A 14,842-nucleotide genomic window follows, 5' to 3' on the forward strand; every position below is an offset into this window, starting at 1 on the left:
CATGAGCACCGTCATCGCCACCGATCCCGGCGCCGGCCACCTGGCGCCACCGGCGCACCGCACCATCACCATGGCGCACGGCGGCGGCGGGCGCGCGATGCGCGACCTCGTGGCCGACCTGTTCCTGCCCGCCTTCGACAACCCGGCGCTGGCCGTGCTGGAGGATCAGGCGCAGCTCGATCCCGGCGGGCTGGCCGTACCCGGCGCCCGGCTGGCCTTCACCACCGACGGCTTCGTCGTCCGCCCCCTGGTCTTCCCCGGCGGCGACATCGGCAAGCTGGCGGTCTGCGGCACGGTCAACGACCTCGCGGTCGGCGGGGCGACGCCCCTGGCGCTGTCCTGCGCGGTGGTGATCGAGGAGGGGTTCGACCTCGTGCTGCTCGCCGGCATCGTCGCCTCCATGCGCGCGGCGGCGGCGGAGGCCGGCGTCTCCATCGTCACCGGCGACACCAAGGTGGTGGAGCGCGGGGCGGCGGACGGTCTGTTCATCACCACGGCCGGGGTCGGCGTCGTGGCCCCCGGCGTGGCGCTCTCCGCCGCCGCGGCGCGGCCGGGCGACGCGGTGCTGGTCAACGGCCCGCTCGGCGACCATGGCGCGACGATCCTGGTGGCCCGCGGCGACCTCGCGCTGGAGACGGAGCTGCAGAGCGACTGCCGGCCGCTCAACGGCCTGATGCAGGCGCTGCTGCGCGCCGCCCCCGGCACGCGCTGCGCCCGCGACGCCACCCGCGGCGGGGTCGCCGCCGTCCTCAACGAGATCGCCGGGTCGGCGTCGGTCGGCATCCGGCTGGTGGAGGAGACGGTTCCCGTCCGCCCCGCCGTGCGCGGCGTCTGCGAGATCCTCGGGCTCGACCCGCTCCACCTCGCCAACGAGGGCACCGCCGTCGCCATCGTCCCGGCGGACGAGGCCGGCGCGGCGCTCGCCGCCTGGCGCGCCCATCCCTACGGCGCCGGCGCCCGCATCATCGGCTCGGTCGCCGAGGCCCCGCGCGGACGGGTGACCCTGCGCACCAGCCTGGGCGGCGAACGGCTGCTCGATCTGCCGCTCGGCGACCCGCTGCCGAGGATCTGCTGACCTTCACAGGAGACTGTTCCAATGACCAGGATGCTACCCGCCGGACTTGCCGGCGCCCTCGCCTTGACGCTCGCCCTGCCCGCCGCGGCCCATACCGGCCATGCCGGGGACGCCATGTTCCTGCAGGGCTTTCTGCATCCGCTGGGCGGCATCGACCATCTGATGGCAATGGTGGCGGTCGGCATCTGGGCCGCGCAGAACGGCGGCCGGGCCATCTGGCTGCTGCCGGCCGCCTTCGTCGGCATGCTGGCCGGCGGCGCCGTGCTGGGCATGGCGGGCGTCGAGCTTCCGGCGGTCGAGGCGGGCATCGCCGCCTCGGTGGCGGTGCTGGGACTGCTGGTCGTGCTGAAGAAGCGGATCCCCGTGCTGGCCGGCATGGTCCTGGTCGGCGCCTTCGCCGTGCTGCACGGCCACGCCCACGGTGCCGAGATGCCGGAGGCGGCCCAGCCGCTGCTCTACGCCCTGGGCTTCGTCCTCTCGACCGTCCTGCTGCACGGCGTCGGCATCGCCATCGGGCTCATCACCAACAGCCTGCGCCTGCCCGCCCTGCGCCGGGCCGCCCGCTGACCCGGCCGCCCGCCGACCCGGCCGCGACGGAAAAGGAACGGTTCCTTTTCCTCGTTGGTTGTTCGTACGGCAGCACCCGCATCGGCTTTGCCGTGGGCCGCTGCCGTACGGACAACCAATCCCGGGAGCCATCATGATCGAGCCTCCGAAGAACCCGGACGAGCGGGCGCAGAAGCTTCTGCCGCCGGGCTTCGACCCGGCCTATGTCGAGGGCGCGGTGAAGCCCTTCCTGCTGAGCGGCATCTATCAGGGCGACGTGCCGTCGGTGCCGATGATCGACCTTGCCTTCAGCAAGGAGAAGGCGATCCCCGCGCACATCTGGGGCATGCTGTATGACGGCTGGCTGCCGAACATGGAGGAGGACGGCCTGTCGGTCTTCCTTCAGGGCTACGAGAACCGGGGTCCGGAGAACGAGCGCAAGAAGATCTACTTCTCCGCCCTGACGCCCGACCTCTATGAACCGATGTACGCCGCCAGGATCCGCGGCTTCTTCGACCGGCTGTTCGATCCCGCCAACGAGTCGAAGCCCTTGATGCACCAGTATTACCAGGGCTACTTCGACCTGTACTGGGACCTGCACCTGGGGGTCAGCGGCGAGGCCGTTCCGGCCGAGGTCCGGCAGTTCGGGACCAGCTTCAATGCCGTGATCGGCTTCTGGTTCCCGACGCTGGAGGTCGTCTACGAGAACTACATGCAGGTTCGCAAGCTGCGCCAACCGCTGAAGGACTGGGTGGACGCCCGCGTCCAGGACATCCTGGACGGCAAGGTGCCGGAGCCCGGGAAGACCTTCGTCCATTACTGGCTGAAGAATGGCGGGATGGGCGAGACCTTCCGGCGGAAGGACATCGTCTTCGAATGCTTCCACAACTTCCTGGCCTTCAGCCAGTGGGGCAACACCTTCTACAACATCATGGCGCGGCTCAGCGGCGACCGCGGCGACGAGGCCGTCCGCTCCTGGTTCGAGCGCACCATGTCCGGCCGCCCGGACGAGACGGACGGCGGCGCCTTCACCCCGCTCGACCGCTTCGCGATGGAACTGATGCGGGTGATCTCGCCGAACGGCGGCAGCTTCTCCAGCCTGACGACGCGGCAGGGTTTCCTCGGCTCCGGCTACGCCGGCATCCTGCATCCCCATCCCGACGCCAGCCGCGACCCGCGCCACTGGCCCGATCCCGACGCCTTCAACCCCGACCGCTACAAGGATGCGCCGACCAGCGACCAGACCGATGACGAGCGGGCACGGCGCATGGGCCTCGCCCGCTGCCCGTTCGGCCGCCACGGCTTCGCCGTGAAGGACGGCCGCGACGCGCAGATCGCCAACAGCGGTTTCGGCGCCGTCCATGGCGTGGTGGACGGGCGGACGCAGCCGGTCTGCGACAGCGCCGGCTACGCTCCCTTCGGCTTCGGCTACCGCCGCTGCGCCGGGGAGTTCCTGACGATCTTCGCGATCAAGGACTTCCTGCGCACGGTGTGGCGGGAGAAGATCGCCTTCAGCCACCTGCAGCTCGACCGGGCGGAGATGCTGCCGGTCGGCCCGGGCACGGTGGTGCAGGACGACATCGGCTTCCGGCGCGGGTAGGCGGGACGCCGGCCGGGGCGCGCGGCGGCGGCTCAGCGCGATCCCCGGCACCCGTGCAGGAACAGCCGGACCCCGCTGCGGATGATGCGGGCCAGCGCCTCTTCCCCCAGCGCCTCGCCGAGCAGGGAGCGTTCGCGCACCTCGCTCTGCGTCAGGCGGGAGAACTGGCGCGCGGCCAGCGCCACGTCGTCGACGGCAAGCCGGCCCCGCCGGCGCTGGGCCTCCAGATAGCCTTCCAGCAAGGCGACATAGGGGCCGATCCCGTCGCGGTAGATCGCGACCAGTTCGGGGAAGCGGGGGCTCTCGCCGACCACCAGCCGGTACAGCCCGACCTCCGCCGGGGCGACCCAGTGGCGGGCGGCATGCAGGGCGAAGGCGGTCAGCACCTCTTCCGGATCGGCATCGAGGTCGGCGACCGACTGTTCCAGCGCCGCGGCCGACGCGGCGACCAGCCGCTGCACCACCGCGACCAGCAGGTCGCCCTTGCCGGCGAAGCGGGCGTAGATCGTCTTGGTCGAGGCCTGCGCCCGCCGGGCGATGCGCGCCATGCTCGCCCCGCCATAGCCCTGCTCCAGGAACTCCGCGGTCGCCGCCTCCAGCAGATGGTCGTTGCGGCTTTCCAGTTCCACGGCGGGTGGCCGGCCGGGGCTTCTCTTCGGGAGAATGGACGTCATGGGGCGGGGCGTGCGTCCTTCGCGGTCGGGGCTGCCGGGCCAAAAGGGTCGGACCGCCGGAGGGGGCTTGCCAGGGAAGGCCGGCGACCTCCCCGGACACGGAAGGCCTTTAGGTAGGGCGTCCCCGGTCCGCGGCCAGCCCGACCATGCCCGACCGCCTCCCCCGGATCACTCCCCCGGCATCGGAAGGCTTTTCCAAATTTTGGAGTAAGATTAGAAGATCATTCCAAGCATGGCGGAAAATGGTTCGCAAAAAGTAAAAAATTGTCCGTTCGATCCTGTAAATTATTCCTCGTCGGACCGATGACGGTCGATCTGCCGGCAGCGGCAAGGAAAACCGTCATCCGTCAGACCTTGACGTAGGAAAGAGGGACCTCCGTGGTCGACTTCATCTCCTCCATGGCGAACATCGACGAGACGTCCTGAAGCTCGATGCGCTCGATCAATTTGCGATAAAAGGCGTCGTACGCCTTGATGTCGGGAATGACGACGCGCAGCAGATAGTCGATCTCGCCGCTGAGGCGGTAGAAATCGACCACTTCCGGAATGTCGGCCACCACCCGGCGGAATTCCTCCAGCCACTCGGCCGAGTGCTTGCTGGTGCGGACCGCCACGAAGACGGTGACGTCGACGTTCAGCTTCGCCCGATCCAGCAGGGCGACGCGGCGGCGGATATAGCCTTCCTGCTCAAGCCGTTGCACGCGGCGCCAGCAGGGCGTGGCGGACAGCCCGACCTGCCGGCCGAGCTCGGCCAGCGACAGGGTGGCGTCCGACTGCAGGGCCGCCAGGATCTTCCGGTCGATGGCGTCGATGGTCATGGGTGATGGTCCTCGGATCCGGCCCTGCGTCTCGAAGGATTTTGCCCGGCAGCGGGCTGGAAGGGAAAGCCTTTTCAGGATGACGACCATGCATGCCGCGACGCAGGCCCTGTCGGCCCCTCTCCCCCGTACCGGCCAGCCGCTCTGCCTGGACTTCACGCCGCTGCCCGGCCGGGCCCGCTGCCGCTGGATCGAGCGGGCCATCGGCATCCTGGAAAGCGACGCCGCCTGTCCGTCCGATACGCCGCTCCGGAAGCTGGAGGTTCCGGCGCTCTCCGGCATCGACATCTACCTGAAGGACGAATCGGTCCACCCCACCGGCAGCCTGAAGCACCGGGTCGCCCGGTCGCTCCTGCTGTTCGCCATCTGCAACGGCCGGATCGCCGAGGGCACGCCGGTGATCGAGGCCTCGTCCGGTTCCACCGCCGTGTCGGAGGCCTATTTCTGCCGCCTGCTCGGCCTGCCCTTCTTCGCCGTGATGCCGCGCGCCACCTCGGCGGAGAAGGTCGCGGCCATCGCGCTCTATGGCGGCCAGTGCCATTTCGTCGATTCGCCGCAGGAGATCTATGCCGAGGCGGCCGGTCTCGCGGCGCGGCTGGGCGGCGTCTATCTCGACCAGTTCACCTATGCGGAGCGGGCGACCGACTGGCGCACCGGCAACATCGCCCAGTCGATCTTCGAGCAGATGCGCCGCGAGCGGCATCCGGTGCCGGAGTGGATCGTGATGAGCGCCGGTACCGGCGGCACCGCCTCCACCATCGGGCGCTACATCCGCTACCGCCACCTGCAGACCCGCCTGTGCGTGCCCGACGCCGAGCATTCCGCCTTCTACGACGGCTTCGTCCGCCATTGCCCGACGGCGACCTGCCGGCGCGGCTCGCGGATCGAAGGGATCGGCCGTCCGCGCGTCGAGCCTTCCTTCATCGCCGATGTGGTCGACCACATGATCAAGGTGCCCGACGTCTCCTCGCTGGCGGCGATGAAGGTGCTGTCGCGCCGGCTGGGCCGGCCGGTCGGCGGCTCCACCGGCACCAACTTCTTCGGCCTGTGCTGGCTCGCCGCCCGCATGCGCGAGGCCGGCCAGACCGGCTCCCTCGTCACGCTGATCTGCGATTCCGGCGAGCGCTACCGCAACACCTATTACGACGAGGGCTGGATGCGGCAGGCCGGCTTCGACACCGGCCCGCAAGAGGCGGCGATCGAGGCGTTCCTGCAGGGCCGGGCGACGCTGTAGCCGGCGCCTCCGCGCAGGCGGTGCGTCACGCTCCGCGACAGGCGGGCCGTGAGGGTCGCCGCTCCCGTCTGTTCCACAGGGACCAGGCAGGAGGATGCCATGCCCCGCACGCCCGAAAGCGAGAACCGCGAGACCGAGGACCGCCAGTCCGGCCAGGGCCGGGTGCCGAAGCCGCCGTCCGGCAAGGAGGTCGAGGAGATCAGCCGCGCCCAGGGCTACCTCACCGACGACTGGACCGGCGACGGCGGCCAGCCGGGGGATACCGCTCCGGAGGACACCGCCCGCAAGTAGGCGGACGCGAAAAGCCGGCCCCCGGCGCGGTTTTCCCGCCCGCCTTGCCTGCTCCCCGGGCCCTGCGCTAGGTTGGGACCGTCACCGCCATCCTTGCGCCTGCACGCCGTACCGCTCCGGCATTCGCCTGCTTCCGTTGTGCAGTCCCCGCACAACGGAAGCAGGCGAATGGAGCGCCGCAAGCTTCTGATTTTGCTTACGAAACCGGACCTGGGACGCATTGTGCACCGGAAACACGCTGCACAATGCGCACACCGGCGCCCGTGCGGCGCAGTCCGGGATTGGACTTGACGGCCCCGGATCGCCTCGCTGTCTGTTACCCCTGCAGTCGGCCGCCGCGGAGGGCGGCGGGGGAACGGGAGTCGGCGCGTGAGCACGGGATTGATCGCACTGCTTGATGACGTGGTGGGGTTGGCGAAGGTCGCCGCCGCGTCGCTCGACGATACGGCGACGCAGGCGGCGCGTGCCGGAGCGAAGGCGGCGGGCGTCGTGGTGGACGATGCGGCGGTCACGCCACGCTACGTGGTCGGCTTCTCCCCCGCGCGGGAACTGCCGATCATCGGCCGGATCGCGCTCGGCTCCCTGCGCAACAAGCTGATCCTGCTGCTGCCGGCGGCGCTGGTCCTCAGCCTCGTGGCGCCCTGGGCGATCACGCCGCTGCTGATGCTGGGCGGCGCCTTCCTCTGTTACGAGGGGGCGGAGAAGGTGTACGAGGCGCTCCGGCCCCATGCCGGGCAGCACGGCCACGGCGGCGAGATCGAAGGAACCGTCCAGTCCGCCAGCCAGTTCGAGGACGCCAAGGTGCGCGGCGCCATCCAGACCGACCTGATCCTGTCGGCGGAGATCATGGCCATCACCCTGTCGACCGTCGCGGAGGAGACCTCCTCCTTCTGGGCGCAGGCGGTCATCCTCGGCATGGTCGGCACCGGCATCACCGTCGGGGTCTACGGGGTGGTCGCCATCATCGTGAAGGCCGACGACGTCGGCCTGTCGCTGGCGCAGAACGGACGGCCGGCGACCAGCCTGCTCGGCCTGCGCAAGCCGGGAGCCGGCACGCCCGGCGGCGTCGACCGGGCGCTGCGGCCGGTGACGCAGGCGATCGGGCGGGGGCTCGTCCACGGCATGCCGGTGTTCCTCAAGCTGCTCGCGCTGGTCGGCACCGCCGCCATGCTGTGGGTCGGCGGCGGCATCCTCGTCCACGGGCTGGAGGTCTTCGGGCTGCCGGCCGTCGGCCACGCGATCCACGAGGTCGCGGTGAAGGCCGCCCATGCCGTCCCGGCCGCCCAGCCGGCCGTCGAGTGGCTGGTGTCGGCCGCGGGCTCCGGCATCGTCGGGCTCGCCGCCGGAGCGGTGCTGATCCCGCTGGTCCACAAGCTGGCCGTCCCCTGCTGGCGCGGCTGAAGGGGCGCGGCCGATAGGGCGCCCCAGCGACTCGGCCTTGCGGCGGAGCCCGGCCATCGGCTCCGGCGGGATCATCCGGACGACCAGCAGGATGCCGAGCGGAACCGGGACCACGTCGTCGAGGTACCCCGGCACGGGGACCATGGCGGGAACCGGGGCGGAAATCGGGGCGACAGAGCCCGGCGCGCAGACCGCCGCCGTCGCGGCCAAAGCCTTGGCATGCCAGGGAATCCGCGGGTCGCCGGCCGTCGGCGCCGGCGCCGCCGCGGTGCGCTTCAGTGCCCGCGCCCGCTCCTTCAGCCGCCGTTCGACCGTCCTGCCGCCGCCGATCCGCCCGCTCCCTCCCCGGAACCCGCCGCGGGGTACCGCCGTTCCTGCCGCGACCGGCCGTCCCGGGCCGGCACGCCGCAGTCCGGAGGATACCGCCATGCCCCGCTTGCCCGCCCCCCTTCTCTGCGCCGCCCTGCTGCCCCTGCTTGCCGCCTGCGCCGGCAGCGAGCCGATCACGACGGCCGAGGTCCAGTGCCGCAACCGGGCCGACGAGGCGGCGACCGACCTCTACCGCGACTACGTCAACCGCCAGGTCTCCCAGGGCCTGTCGGGCAGCCTGGGCTGGATCCACTTCCGCGCGACCCAGCCCGACTGCTGAGCGACCGTCGTGCGAACACCGCTCCACCGTTCGCGCACTGTTGCATCTCGACCGGCGTAGTGCTTCCATCGGGGACCGTCAGCCTGACGTCCTGCCGAGCCGGGGGCATGTCCAACGATTTCCTGTTCGCCGCCGAAGACGAGTCCTTGCCGGCGCCACCGCCCGTCCCGGCGGAGGAGGCGGAGCCCTGGCTCGTCCTCGTCGTCGACGATGAGCCGGAGGTGCATGCCGTCACCCGGCTCGCGCTCTCCAAGCTGCGCTTCCAGGGCAGGCGGCTCCGCCTGATATCCGCCGCCTCGGCGGAAGAGGCGACGGAGATCCTGCGCTGCGTCGACGACATCGCCATCGTCCTGCTCGACGTGGTGATGGAGACGGGGGACGCCGGGCTGCAGCTCGTCCGGACCATCCGCGAGGATCTGGGCAACCAGACCGTCCGCATCATCCTGCGCACCGGCCAGCCCGGCCAGGCTCCGGAAGAGGACATCATCCTCGCCTACGACATCAACGACTACAAATCCAAGACCGATCTGACGGCGAAGAAGCTGTTCACCACCGTGGTCACCGCGCTGCGCAGCTATGCGGGCCTGCGCGAGCTGGAGGCGAGCCGCCGCGGGCTGCAGCAGATCATCCGCTCCGCCGACACGCTGTTCGAGCTGCGCTCCATGCCGGCCTTCGCCGCCGGGGTACTGGACCAGCTCTCGCGGCTGCTGCGGGCGCGGCCGGACGCCGTGCTCTACGCCCAGCGCGGCGGCTGCGACGGGTGCGGCGACGATCCGGCCGCGGGCTCCGCATGCGTGCTGGCCGGGGCCGGGCGCTATGCCGGGATCAGCGGCGATCCCGCCCTCCTCCTGCCGCCCCCGGTCGCCGAAAGCCTCGCCCGGACCTTCACCGAGCGGCGCAGCGTCTTCGGGCCGGAGACCGCCAGCCTTCACATCCGTGTGCCCGAGGGGCCGGAGGTCGCGGCCCTGATCCACACCGAGCGGCCGCTCGACCCGGTGGACCGGGCGCTGATGGAGGTCTTCGCCGCCAAGATCGCCGTCGGCTTCGTCAACATCCGCCTCTACGAGCGGCTGCGCGAGGCGAACGAGACGCTGGAGGCCCGCGTCGCCGAGCGGACCCGCGCGCTGGAGGAGGCGAACGCCAAGCTCAACCGGCTGGCCACCCAGGACCCGCTGACCGGCGTCCTGAACCGCCGCCGCTTCCTGGAGCTGGCGCGGATGGAGATGCGGCGGGCCAAGCGGCACCGGCGGGCGCTCAGCCTCTTCCTGCTCGACCTCGACCGTTTCAAGCAGGTCAACGACACCCACGGCCACGCCGCGGGGGACGAGGTGTTGTGCACCGTGGTCGCCCGCGCCCGCGCCGTTCTGCGCGACGCCGACCAGGTCGCCCGCTTCGGCGGGGAGGAGTTCGTCGTCCTGCTGCCCGAGACGGACGAGGACGGGGCGCTCGCCGTGGCGGAGCGGCTGCGCCGCGCCATCGCCGGCCTGCCGGTCGATGTCGACGGGCTGCCGGTACAGGTGACCGCCAGCATCGGCGTCGCCTCCTGGGCCGCTGCCGAACCGTCGCTGGAGCATACGCTGCGCCGGGCCGACGCCGCCCTCTACGAGGCCAAGCAGGCCGGCCGCAACCGGGTGTGCCGGGCCGCCGCGGTCTGACCGGGCCGTCGCTTTTTGTGGAACTCATCCTTTTGAATTTCGCGCGCGGCTGAGTTATCACCTTCCCCTGAGACGAATCCGGGAGAAGGGGCCGGACCGTCCACCCCTCCAGCATCTGTCGTCCGAGCGGGCGCACGTCCATGTGGCAAGACTATTCCAACGCTCTCTTCTCGGCGCTCGGCCTGTCCGGCCTCGCCTTCGCCATCGGCAAGCTGGTGGTGGCGACCGGCGAGCGGATGATCGAGAAGCGCCACGGTACCGGCAACGTCCGCGAGACGATCACCCGCCGCGCCAAGCTGGAGACCGGGCTGGAGGCCCGCAAGGGCGAGCGGGCGGCCCAGATCAAGGAGGCGGACGGCGCGGTGCAGGACATGCTCCGCCGCCGCTCGGTCCTGGAGCGCCAGTTGAAGGACGCCCAGCAGACCAGCGAGATGCTGGTCCGCCAGATCGGGGAGGAGCTGGCCGGCACCCCCTGCTATCTGGCGATGGTGGTGAACAAGTATGTCGGCAACGCCGCCTTCCAGCAGAAGCAGCATGCCTTCATCGACTCCTCCTGGTCGCAGCCGCAGATGATCGAGGTCTGGGCCCGCTCGATGGCGGAGGCGCGGGCGGAGATCGAGCGGCGCTACCCGCCCGCCTTCGGCTATGTCGTGACCCGGCTGCAGGACATGGACAAACCCGTCGCCAAGGCGGGCTGAGGCCGGGGAACACTGAGGGAGGGTCCGGACATGGCCTATGTCTTCGCCGGTCTCGTCGGCTTCAGCGCCCTGGTGGTGTCGCTGCTGCTGGCCTTGCGCCGGCTGAAGACGGCGGAGGAACGGATCGCCAACGCCGTCTCGCGCAAGCAGGCCCAGGTGGACCGCATCCGCCGCGCCGCCCGCGTCACGCTGCAGATGGGCCGCGACCTGCGCGACGCCCGCCGCCGCCGCAACGCCATCGAGCTGGCCTGCGAGGACCTGGAGCAGAGGCTGAAGGCGGCCGGGGCGAACGACCGCCGGCTCTATGTCCTGGACGACCGGCGGACCCAGGTGGACGCCGGCTGGGTGGTGCGGGTGGCCAATCCCGATTATGCGGCGAGGGTGAACGCGACCCTCGACCCCTTCGCGCTGGAAAGCTGGAAGCGCGGGCGCCGCTTCGTCGTGTGGGCGCTCGACGAGAAGAAGGCGCGGGAGAAGGTGACCGCCCGCTTCCCGGAGCACAAGGGCTTCGCCCTCACCGCCATCGAGCCCTATTCCGGTTGAGCAACGCCGGAAACCGGCGGAGCGGGCATCGACGGCGGGGCACCTCCATCCGGGTACCCCCGCGGCAGCCATTTGCCGGGCGTGCGGTTGCCATCGCCTCTTTTCGCTACCATGTCAGTTTTGAATCGTTCACGATGACATGACATCAGCAGGGCCAGACGGCAGAGAGGCGATAGATGGACCTCGTTCTCCTCGGTGGTGCAATGGCGGCGGTTCTGGCTGGCCTGGTGGCGGCCATGCCGACGCCGAAACCGGTTCCCATCCGGACGCGCAACCGGCGCCGCAACCGCTGAACCGCAACCGCTGAACCATGGTCGCTGAACCGCGACCGCCTTGCGCAGCCGCCCGCGCCGGTCCTCGCGCGGGTAGCGCGAAGCAGGTCGGCACGATCGGTCTAGCGATCCAGATCGCGGATCGCCCGGTTCAGTTCGAACTCCTTGGACGCCACATAGGCTTCCAGGCCGGCGACGCGCTTATCGAAGTCGCGGAAGCGCTGGGTCAGGCCGGCAAGGCTGCGGTCGGGCTTGGTCGATACCGTTCGCCAGAAGACCTCCTCCTCCGGCGTGCGGTAGAGCTGCGGCGGCTTGACCGGCAGCGCCATGACAGCGATCACATATCCCAGGATCACCGGCGGCGCGAAGAAGAACAGTGCCACCACCATGGCAAGCCGGACCAGGGCCGGCTGGACACCGAAGTAGTCGGCGATGCCCGCGCACACCCCGCCGGCGATCCCGCGGTCGGGAATGCGGTAGAGCCGGTGCGGGTTGGGGGACTCGAAAAGCGACGAGCGGTCCATCACGGTCTCCGCGGTTTCAGATCTTGTTGCGCCAGTTGGGCGCCTCCGCGTCCAGCACGCGCTCCAGCGTGTGGATGCGGGTTTCCAGCCGGTTGGCGATCTCCCACAGCTCGGCCAGCATCCGCTCGTCCTGAGCCGACAGGCCGCGCTGGGACCGCCATTTGGTGATGTAGTGAAAGACGATCCAGACCGGTGCCACCAACACCATGAACAGAACCGCCAGGACGAAAACAACACTCATCAAGGCTCAGGCCCTTTCCTGCTCGTAAGGCCCGTGCGGTGTCCCCCTCCCCGGTGACCGGGAAGGGGGACGACGGCACACGGAGGTCAGCGCCGCAACGTCACGAGCCGCGCCGGCCGGCGATGCGGGCCTTCAGAGCGGCCAGTTCCTCGTCCACCTTGTGGGTGGCTTCGAGCTCGGCAATCTCCTCGGCCAGGCTCTTGGTGCGGCCGACGTCGAAGGCCTCCACGCGGCCCTCCATCTCGTCCAGGTTACGCTCCACCTGCTCGAAGCGGGCAAGCGCGTCGTTGATCCGCTCGTCATGCAGCGTGCTGCGCACCCGCACGCGGTTGGCCGCGGTCTTGGTGCGGGCGACCAGCGCCTTCTCGCGCGTCTTGGCGTCGTTCAGCTTGGCCTGCAGGCGGCCGATGTCCTCGTTCGCCTTGGACAGGGCCTCCTCGACATGGACGAGCTGCTGGGCCAGGGCGTCCGCCTCCTCCGCCACCCTGGACTTGGCGAGGAGCGCGCCCTTCGCCAGATCCTCGCGATCGCGGGTCAGCGCGATCTCGGCCTTGCGGTCCCACTCGTCGCGCTCGCGCTGCAGGTCGGCGGCGCGCCGTTCGATCTCCTTCTTCTCCGCGATGATCTTGACGGTGGAGGAGCGGACTTCGACCAGCGTGTCCTCCATCTCCTGGATGATCAGGCGGATCAGCTTCTCCGGCTCCTCGGCGCGGTCGAGCAGGGAATTGAGGTTCGACTGCACGATGTCGGTCAGGCGCGAAAAGATGCTCATGGTCGTCCAGTTCCTGTTGGGTCAGCCGAGGATGGCGCCGACGACGATGCCGGCGAAGAAGAACAGCCAGCTCTCGGACCGGCGGGTGAGGAGATAGGTGCGCAGGCGCTCGACGGTGCTGCGCTCAGCCGCGTAGCGGCGGCGGAAATCGGAAAATTCGGTCATCGTCGGGTCCTCCTTGCTGACCCTGCATATCGCAAGGGCCGTGCCAAGCTTGGCCGGCCGTGCCGGAGGCCTTGTGCCGGTTCGCTTTCACGGGGACGGGCGGCTTCGAACGCAGCACTCCCCACTTGGCGAAATCTGTCATATGATCGCCTTTCCGACCAACTGTTCGCCAATACTGAGATGCTTCCGACTCCTCCCCCGCTGCTCGGCCAGTCCCCGGCCTTCCTGGCGACGCTTGCCCATGTCTCGCGGGTGGCGCCGCTGGAGCGGCCGGTCCTGGTGATCGGAGAGCGCGGCACGGGCAAGGAACTGATCGCCGCCCGGCTGCATTACCTGTCGCGCCGCTGGGACCGCCCCTTCGTCAAGGTCAACTGCGCCGCCCTGCCGGAGACGCTGCTGGATTCCGAGCTGTTCGGCCATGAGGCCGGGGCCTTCACCGGGGCCACCCGCCGGCAGACCGGCCGGATCGAGCAGGCCGACACCGGGACCCTCTTCCTCGACGAGATCGCCACCTCCAGTCCCGCCGTGCAGGAGAAGCTGCTGCGGGCGGTGGAGTATGGCGAGATCGAGCGGGTCGGCGGGCGCACCCGTATCGTCGACACCCGCGTCGTCGGCGCGACCAACGCCGACCTGCCGGCGCTGGCCGAGGCCGGGCGCTTCCGCGCCGACCTGCTGGACCGGCTGGCCTTCGACGTGGTGATGCTGCCGCCGCTGCGGGCCCGGCGCGAGGACATTCCCCTGCTGGCCGAGCATTTCGCGCTGGGCATGGTGCGCGAGCTCGGCCGCCCCTATTTCCCCGGCTTCGGCCCCGCGGCCCTCGACCAGCTCCGCTCCCACCCCTGGCCAGGCAACGTGCGGGAGCTGCGCAACGCGGTCGAGCGCTCCGTCGCCGCCAGCGATCCCGAGGCGCCGGTGGAGGAGATCATCCTGAACCCCTTCGCCCGCCGCTGGGAGGAGCCGCCGAGGCCGTCCGGCGGTGCCCCCGTAATGGAGCCGCCGCCCGCAGCAACCCCGACCGCCCCCCTGCTGGAGGAGGTGCGGGCCTTCGAGGCCGACCGGCTGCGCGCGGCGCTGGAGCGCAACCGCTTCAACCAGCGCCAGACCGCCCGCGCCCTCGGCCTCGGCTACCACCAGCTCCGCGGGCTCCTGAAGAAGCACGGGCTGATCGGTGGCCGGGCGGAGGGGGAGGACGGGTAGACGGCGGCGCTCAGCTCTTCTTTTCCAGCATCAGGGTACCCTGGCGCTGCACGCGGTCCTTGATCTTGTTGGCCAGCAGGCCGAGCGCCCAGGGAAGCTGCACCTCCATCTCCACCCGGTCGTCCAGCACGTCGATGCGGCCGCTCACCGCCTGGGCCAGGGCGACGAGGTGGAAGTCCAGCCGGTCGCCGGTCCACTGCTCCTCGATCCGGCTCGCCACCGTCTCCAGGTAGCCGCGGGCCTGCCCGATCCCGGTGACCAGGCGGCGCTTGGCCTCCTCCCGGCCGAGCTGGTGGGGAATGGTCACGGTCAGGGGCTTGTTCATCGCTGCGGACTCCATCGGCTTCTCACGGTCAAGGAAACAAGGCCGCGGCCCCGGCGGTTCACCGCCCACCGTCATCCATCGGCCACGGTCCCGGAACAAATCTCGGCTGCCGCCCATGCACCCTTTCGTGGAGCCGGGCGGGCGCGTATATGACGCAAGTGT

Annotated in this window: 18 protein-coding genes; 11 read left to right on the plus strand and 7 right to left on the minus strand. The window is 70.4% G+C overall.

The genetic code is table 11. The annotated features are described in order from the left end of the window. The first annotated feature begins 1 nt into the window (after position 1). The 3 genes from hypE to DEW08_RS05385 all read left to right on the plus strand — a co-directional run bounded on the left by hypE (position 2) and on the right by DEW08_RS05385 (position 3,221). Complete coding sequence (gene hypE / locus DEW08_RS05375; protein WP_109325293.1) at positions 2-1,075, plus strand: hydrogenase expression/formation protein HypE; 1,074 nt, start codon at positions 2-4, stop codon at positions 1,073-1,075. A 21-nt stretch (positions 1,076-1,096) separates the two neighbouring features. Further along, entirely contained in the window at positions 1,097-1,642 is a 546-nt protein-coding gene (locus tag DEW08_RS05380; RefSeq protein WP_109325083.1) for a HupE/UreJ family protein, read from the plus strand. Between the two features lie 133 nt (positions 1,643-1,775). Next, a complete protein-coding gene (locus tag DEW08_RS05385) occupies positions 1,776-3,221 on the plus strand; it encodes a cytochrome P450 family protein (RefSeq protein WP_109325086.1) in 1,446 nt (481 codons plus the stop codon). Positions 3,222-3,253: 32 nt separating this feature from the next. Here DEW08_RS05385 and DEW08_RS05390 read toward each other — a convergent pair whose 3' ends face one another. Both DEW08_RS05390 and DEW08_RS05395 read right to left on the minus strand, forming a co-directional pair. Continuing rightward, complete coding sequence (locus DEW08_RS05390; RefSeq protein WP_109325087.1) at positions 3,254-3,895, minus strand: TetR/AcrR family transcriptional regulator; 642 nt, start codon at positions 3,893-3,895, stop codon at positions 3,254-3,256. A gap of 347 nt (positions 3,896-4,242) precedes the next feature. Continuing rightward, a complete protein-coding gene (locus DEW08_RS05395) occupies positions 4,243-4,713 on the minus strand; it encodes an Lrp/AsnC family transcriptional regulator (RefSeq protein WP_109325088.1) in 471 nt (156 codons plus the stop codon). Positions 4,714-4,792: 79 nt separating this feature from the next. On the opposite strand from DEW08_RS05395, the gene DEW08_RS05400 reads away from it, so the two are divergent. The 7 genes from DEW08_RS05400 to DEW08_RS05430 all read left to right on the plus strand — a co-directional run bounded on the left by DEW08_RS05400 (position 4,793) and on the right by DEW08_RS05430 (position 11,184). Then, a complete protein-coding gene (locus DEW08_RS05400) occupies positions 4,793-5,947 on the plus strand; it encodes a PLP-dependent cysteine synthase family protein (protein ID WP_281262028.1) in 1,155 nt (384 codons plus the stop codon). A 99-nt stretch (positions 5,948-6,046) separates the two neighbouring features. Next, a complete protein-coding gene (locus DEW08_RS05405; RefSeq protein WP_109325089.1) occupies positions 6,047-6,238 on the plus strand; it encodes a hypothetical protein in 192 nt (63 codons plus the stop codon). A 369-nt stretch (positions 6,239-6,607) separates the two neighbouring features. After that, entirely contained in the window at positions 6,608-7,639 is a 1,032-nt protein-coding gene (locus DEW08_RS05410) for a DUF808 domain-containing protein (RefSeq protein ID WP_109325090.1), read from the plus strand. Between the two features lie 427 nt (positions 7,640-8,066). After that, complete coding sequence (locus DEW08_RS30615; RefSeq protein WP_146214637.1) at positions 8,067-8,288, plus strand: hypothetical protein; 222 nt, start codon at positions 8,067-8,069, stop codon at positions 8,286-8,288. Between the two features lie 107 nt (positions 8,289-8,395). Further along, positions 8,396-9,943, plus strand: coding sequence for a diguanylate cyclase (locus DEW08_RS05420; RefSeq protein ID WP_109325092.1), 1,548 nt, complete (start codon positions 8,396-8,398; stop codon positions 9,941-9,943). Positions 9,944-10,083: 140 nt separating this feature from the next. Next, positions 10,084-10,641, plus strand: a complete 558-nt coding sequence (locus tag DEW08_RS05425; RefSeq protein WP_109325093.1) for a hypothetical protein — start codon at positions 10,084-10,086, stop codon at positions 10,639-10,641. Positions 10,642-10,671: 30 nt separating this feature from the next. Continuing rightward, positions 10,672-11,184 carry a hypothetical protein gene (locus DEW08_RS05430; RefSeq protein ID WP_109325094.1) on the plus strand — a complete coding sequence of 171 codons (513 nt, stop codon included), beginning with the start codon at positions 10,672-10,674 and terminating at the stop codon, positions 11,182-11,184. Positions 11,185-11,578: 394 nt separating this feature from the next. Here DEW08_RS05430 and pspC read toward each other — a convergent pair whose 3' ends face one another. The 4 genes from pspC to DEW08_RS31050 form a co-directional block, all read right to left on the minus strand. Beyond that, positions 11,579-11,980, minus strand: a complete 402-nt coding sequence (gene pspC / locus DEW08_RS05435) for an envelope stress response membrane protein PspC (RefSeq protein WP_109325095.1) — start codon at positions 11,978-11,980, stop codon at positions 11,579-11,581. A gap of 16 nt (positions 11,981-11,996) precedes the next feature. After that, positions 11,997-12,221, minus strand: coding sequence for an envelope stress response membrane protein PspB (pspB, locus tag DEW08_RS05440; RefSeq protein WP_245986153.1), 225 nt, complete (start codon positions 12,219-12,221; stop codon positions 11,997-11,999). A 100-nt stretch (positions 12,222-12,321) separates the two neighbouring features. Then, positions 12,322-12,993, minus strand: a complete 672-nt coding sequence (pspA, locus tag DEW08_RS05445; RefSeq protein WP_109325097.1) for a phage shock protein PspA — start codon at positions 12,991-12,993, stop codon at positions 12,322-12,324. A gap of 21 nt (positions 12,994-13,014) precedes the next feature. Further along, positions 13,015-13,158: a hypothetical protein gene (locus DEW08_RS31050; RefSeq protein ID WP_168220272.1), complete on the minus strand. Its 144-nt coding sequence runs from the start codon at positions 13,156-13,158 to the stop codon at positions 13,015-13,017. Between the two features lie 180 nt (positions 13,159-13,338). Here DEW08_RS31050 and pspF point away from each other — a divergent pair, with 180 nt between their 5' ends. Continuing rightward, positions 13,339-14,355, plus strand: coding sequence for a phage shock protein operon transcriptional activator (gene pspF, locus DEW08_RS05450; RefSeq protein ID WP_109325098.1), 1,017 nt, complete (start codon positions 13,339-13,341; stop codon positions 14,353-14,355). 10 nt (positions 14,356-14,365) lie between these two features. On the opposite strand, the gene DEW08_RS05455 is transcribed toward pspF, so the two are convergent. Further along, complete coding sequence (locus DEW08_RS05455) at positions 14,366-14,680, minus strand: polyhydroxyalkanoic acid system family protein (RefSeq protein ID WP_109325099.1); 315 nt, start codon at positions 14,678-14,680, stop codon at positions 14,366-14,368. Between the last annotated feature and the right edge of the window lie 162 nt (positions 14,681-14,842).

The sequence above is a fragment of the Azospirillum thermophilum genome (assembly GCF_003130795.1).
In the GTDB taxonomy this organism is placed as follows: domain Bacteria; phylum Pseudomonadota; class Alphaproteobacteria; order Azospirillales; family Azospirillaceae; genus Azospirillum; species Azospirillum thermophilum.

Excerpts from the sequence above, each read along its gene's own strand:
- hypE (WP_109325293.1), top strand. The coding sequence starts at position 2 with ATGAGCACCGTCATCGCCACCGATCCCGGCGCCGGCCACCTGGCGCCA.
- DEW08_RS05420 (WP_109325092.1), top strand. The coding sequence starts at position 8,396 with ATGTCCAACGATTTCCTGTTCGCCGCCGAAGACGAGTCCTTGCCGGCG.
- pspB (WP_245986153.1), bottom strand. The coding sequence starts at position 12,221 with ATGAGTGTTGTTTTCGTCCTGGCGGTTCTGTTCATGGTGTTGGTGGCA.
- DEW08_RS05385 (WP_109325086.1), top strand. The coding sequence starts at position 1,776 with ATGATCGAGCCTCCGAAGAACCCGGACGAGCGGGCGCAGAAGCTTCTG.
- DEW08_RS05405 (WP_109325089.1), top strand. The coding sequence starts at position 6,047 with ATGCCCCGCACGCCCGAAAGCGAGAACCGCGAGACCGAGGACCGCCAG.
- DEW08_RS05430 (WP_109325094.1), top strand. The coding sequence starts at position 10,672 with ATGGCCTATGTCTTCGCCGGTCTCGTCGGCTTCAGCGCCCTGGTGGTG.
- DEW08_RS30615 (WP_146214637.1), top strand. The coding sequence starts at position 8,067 with ATGCCCCGCTTGCCCGCCCCCCTTCTCTGCGCCGCCCTGCTGCCCCTG.
- DEW08_RS05380 (WP_109325083.1), top strand. The coding sequence starts at position 1,097 with ATGACCAGGATGCTACCCGCCGGACTTGCCGGCGCCCTCGCCTTGACG.
- DEW08_RS05425 (WP_109325093.1), top strand. The coding sequence starts at position 10,084 with ATGTGGCAAGACTATTCCAACGCTCTCTTCTCGGCGCTCGGCCTGTCC.
- DEW08_RS31050 (WP_168220272.1), bottom strand. The coding sequence starts at position 13,158 with ATGACCGAATTTTCCGATTTCCGCCGCCGCTACGCGGCTGAGCGCAGC.
- DEW08_RS05395 (WP_109325088.1), bottom strand. The coding sequence starts at position 4,713 with ATGACCATCGACGCCATCGACCGGAAGATCCTGGCGGCCCTGCAGTCG.
- pspA (WP_109325097.1), bottom strand. The coding sequence starts at position 12,993 with ATGAGCATCTTTTCGCGCCTGACCGACATCGTGCAGTCGAACCTCAAT.
- pspC (WP_109325095.1), bottom strand. The coding sequence starts at position 11,980 with ATGGACCGCTCGTCGCTTTTCGAGTCCCCCAACCCGCACCGGCTCTAC.
- DEW08_RS05400 (WP_281262028.1), top strand. The coding sequence starts at position 4,793 with ATGACGACCATGCATGCCGCGACGCAGGCCCTGTCGGCCCCTCTCCCC.
- DEW08_RS05390 (WP_109325087.1), bottom strand. The coding sequence starts at position 3,895 with ATGACGTCCATTCTCCCGAAGAGAAGCCCCGGCCGGCCACCCGCCGTG.
- DEW08_RS05455 (WP_109325099.1), bottom strand. The coding sequence starts at position 14,680 with ATGAACAAGCCCCTGACCGTGACCATTCCCCACCAGCTCGGCCGGGAG.
- pspF (WP_109325098.1), top strand. The coding sequence starts at position 13,339 with ATGCTTCCGACTCCTCCCCCGCTGCTCGGCCAGTCCCCGGCCTTCCTG.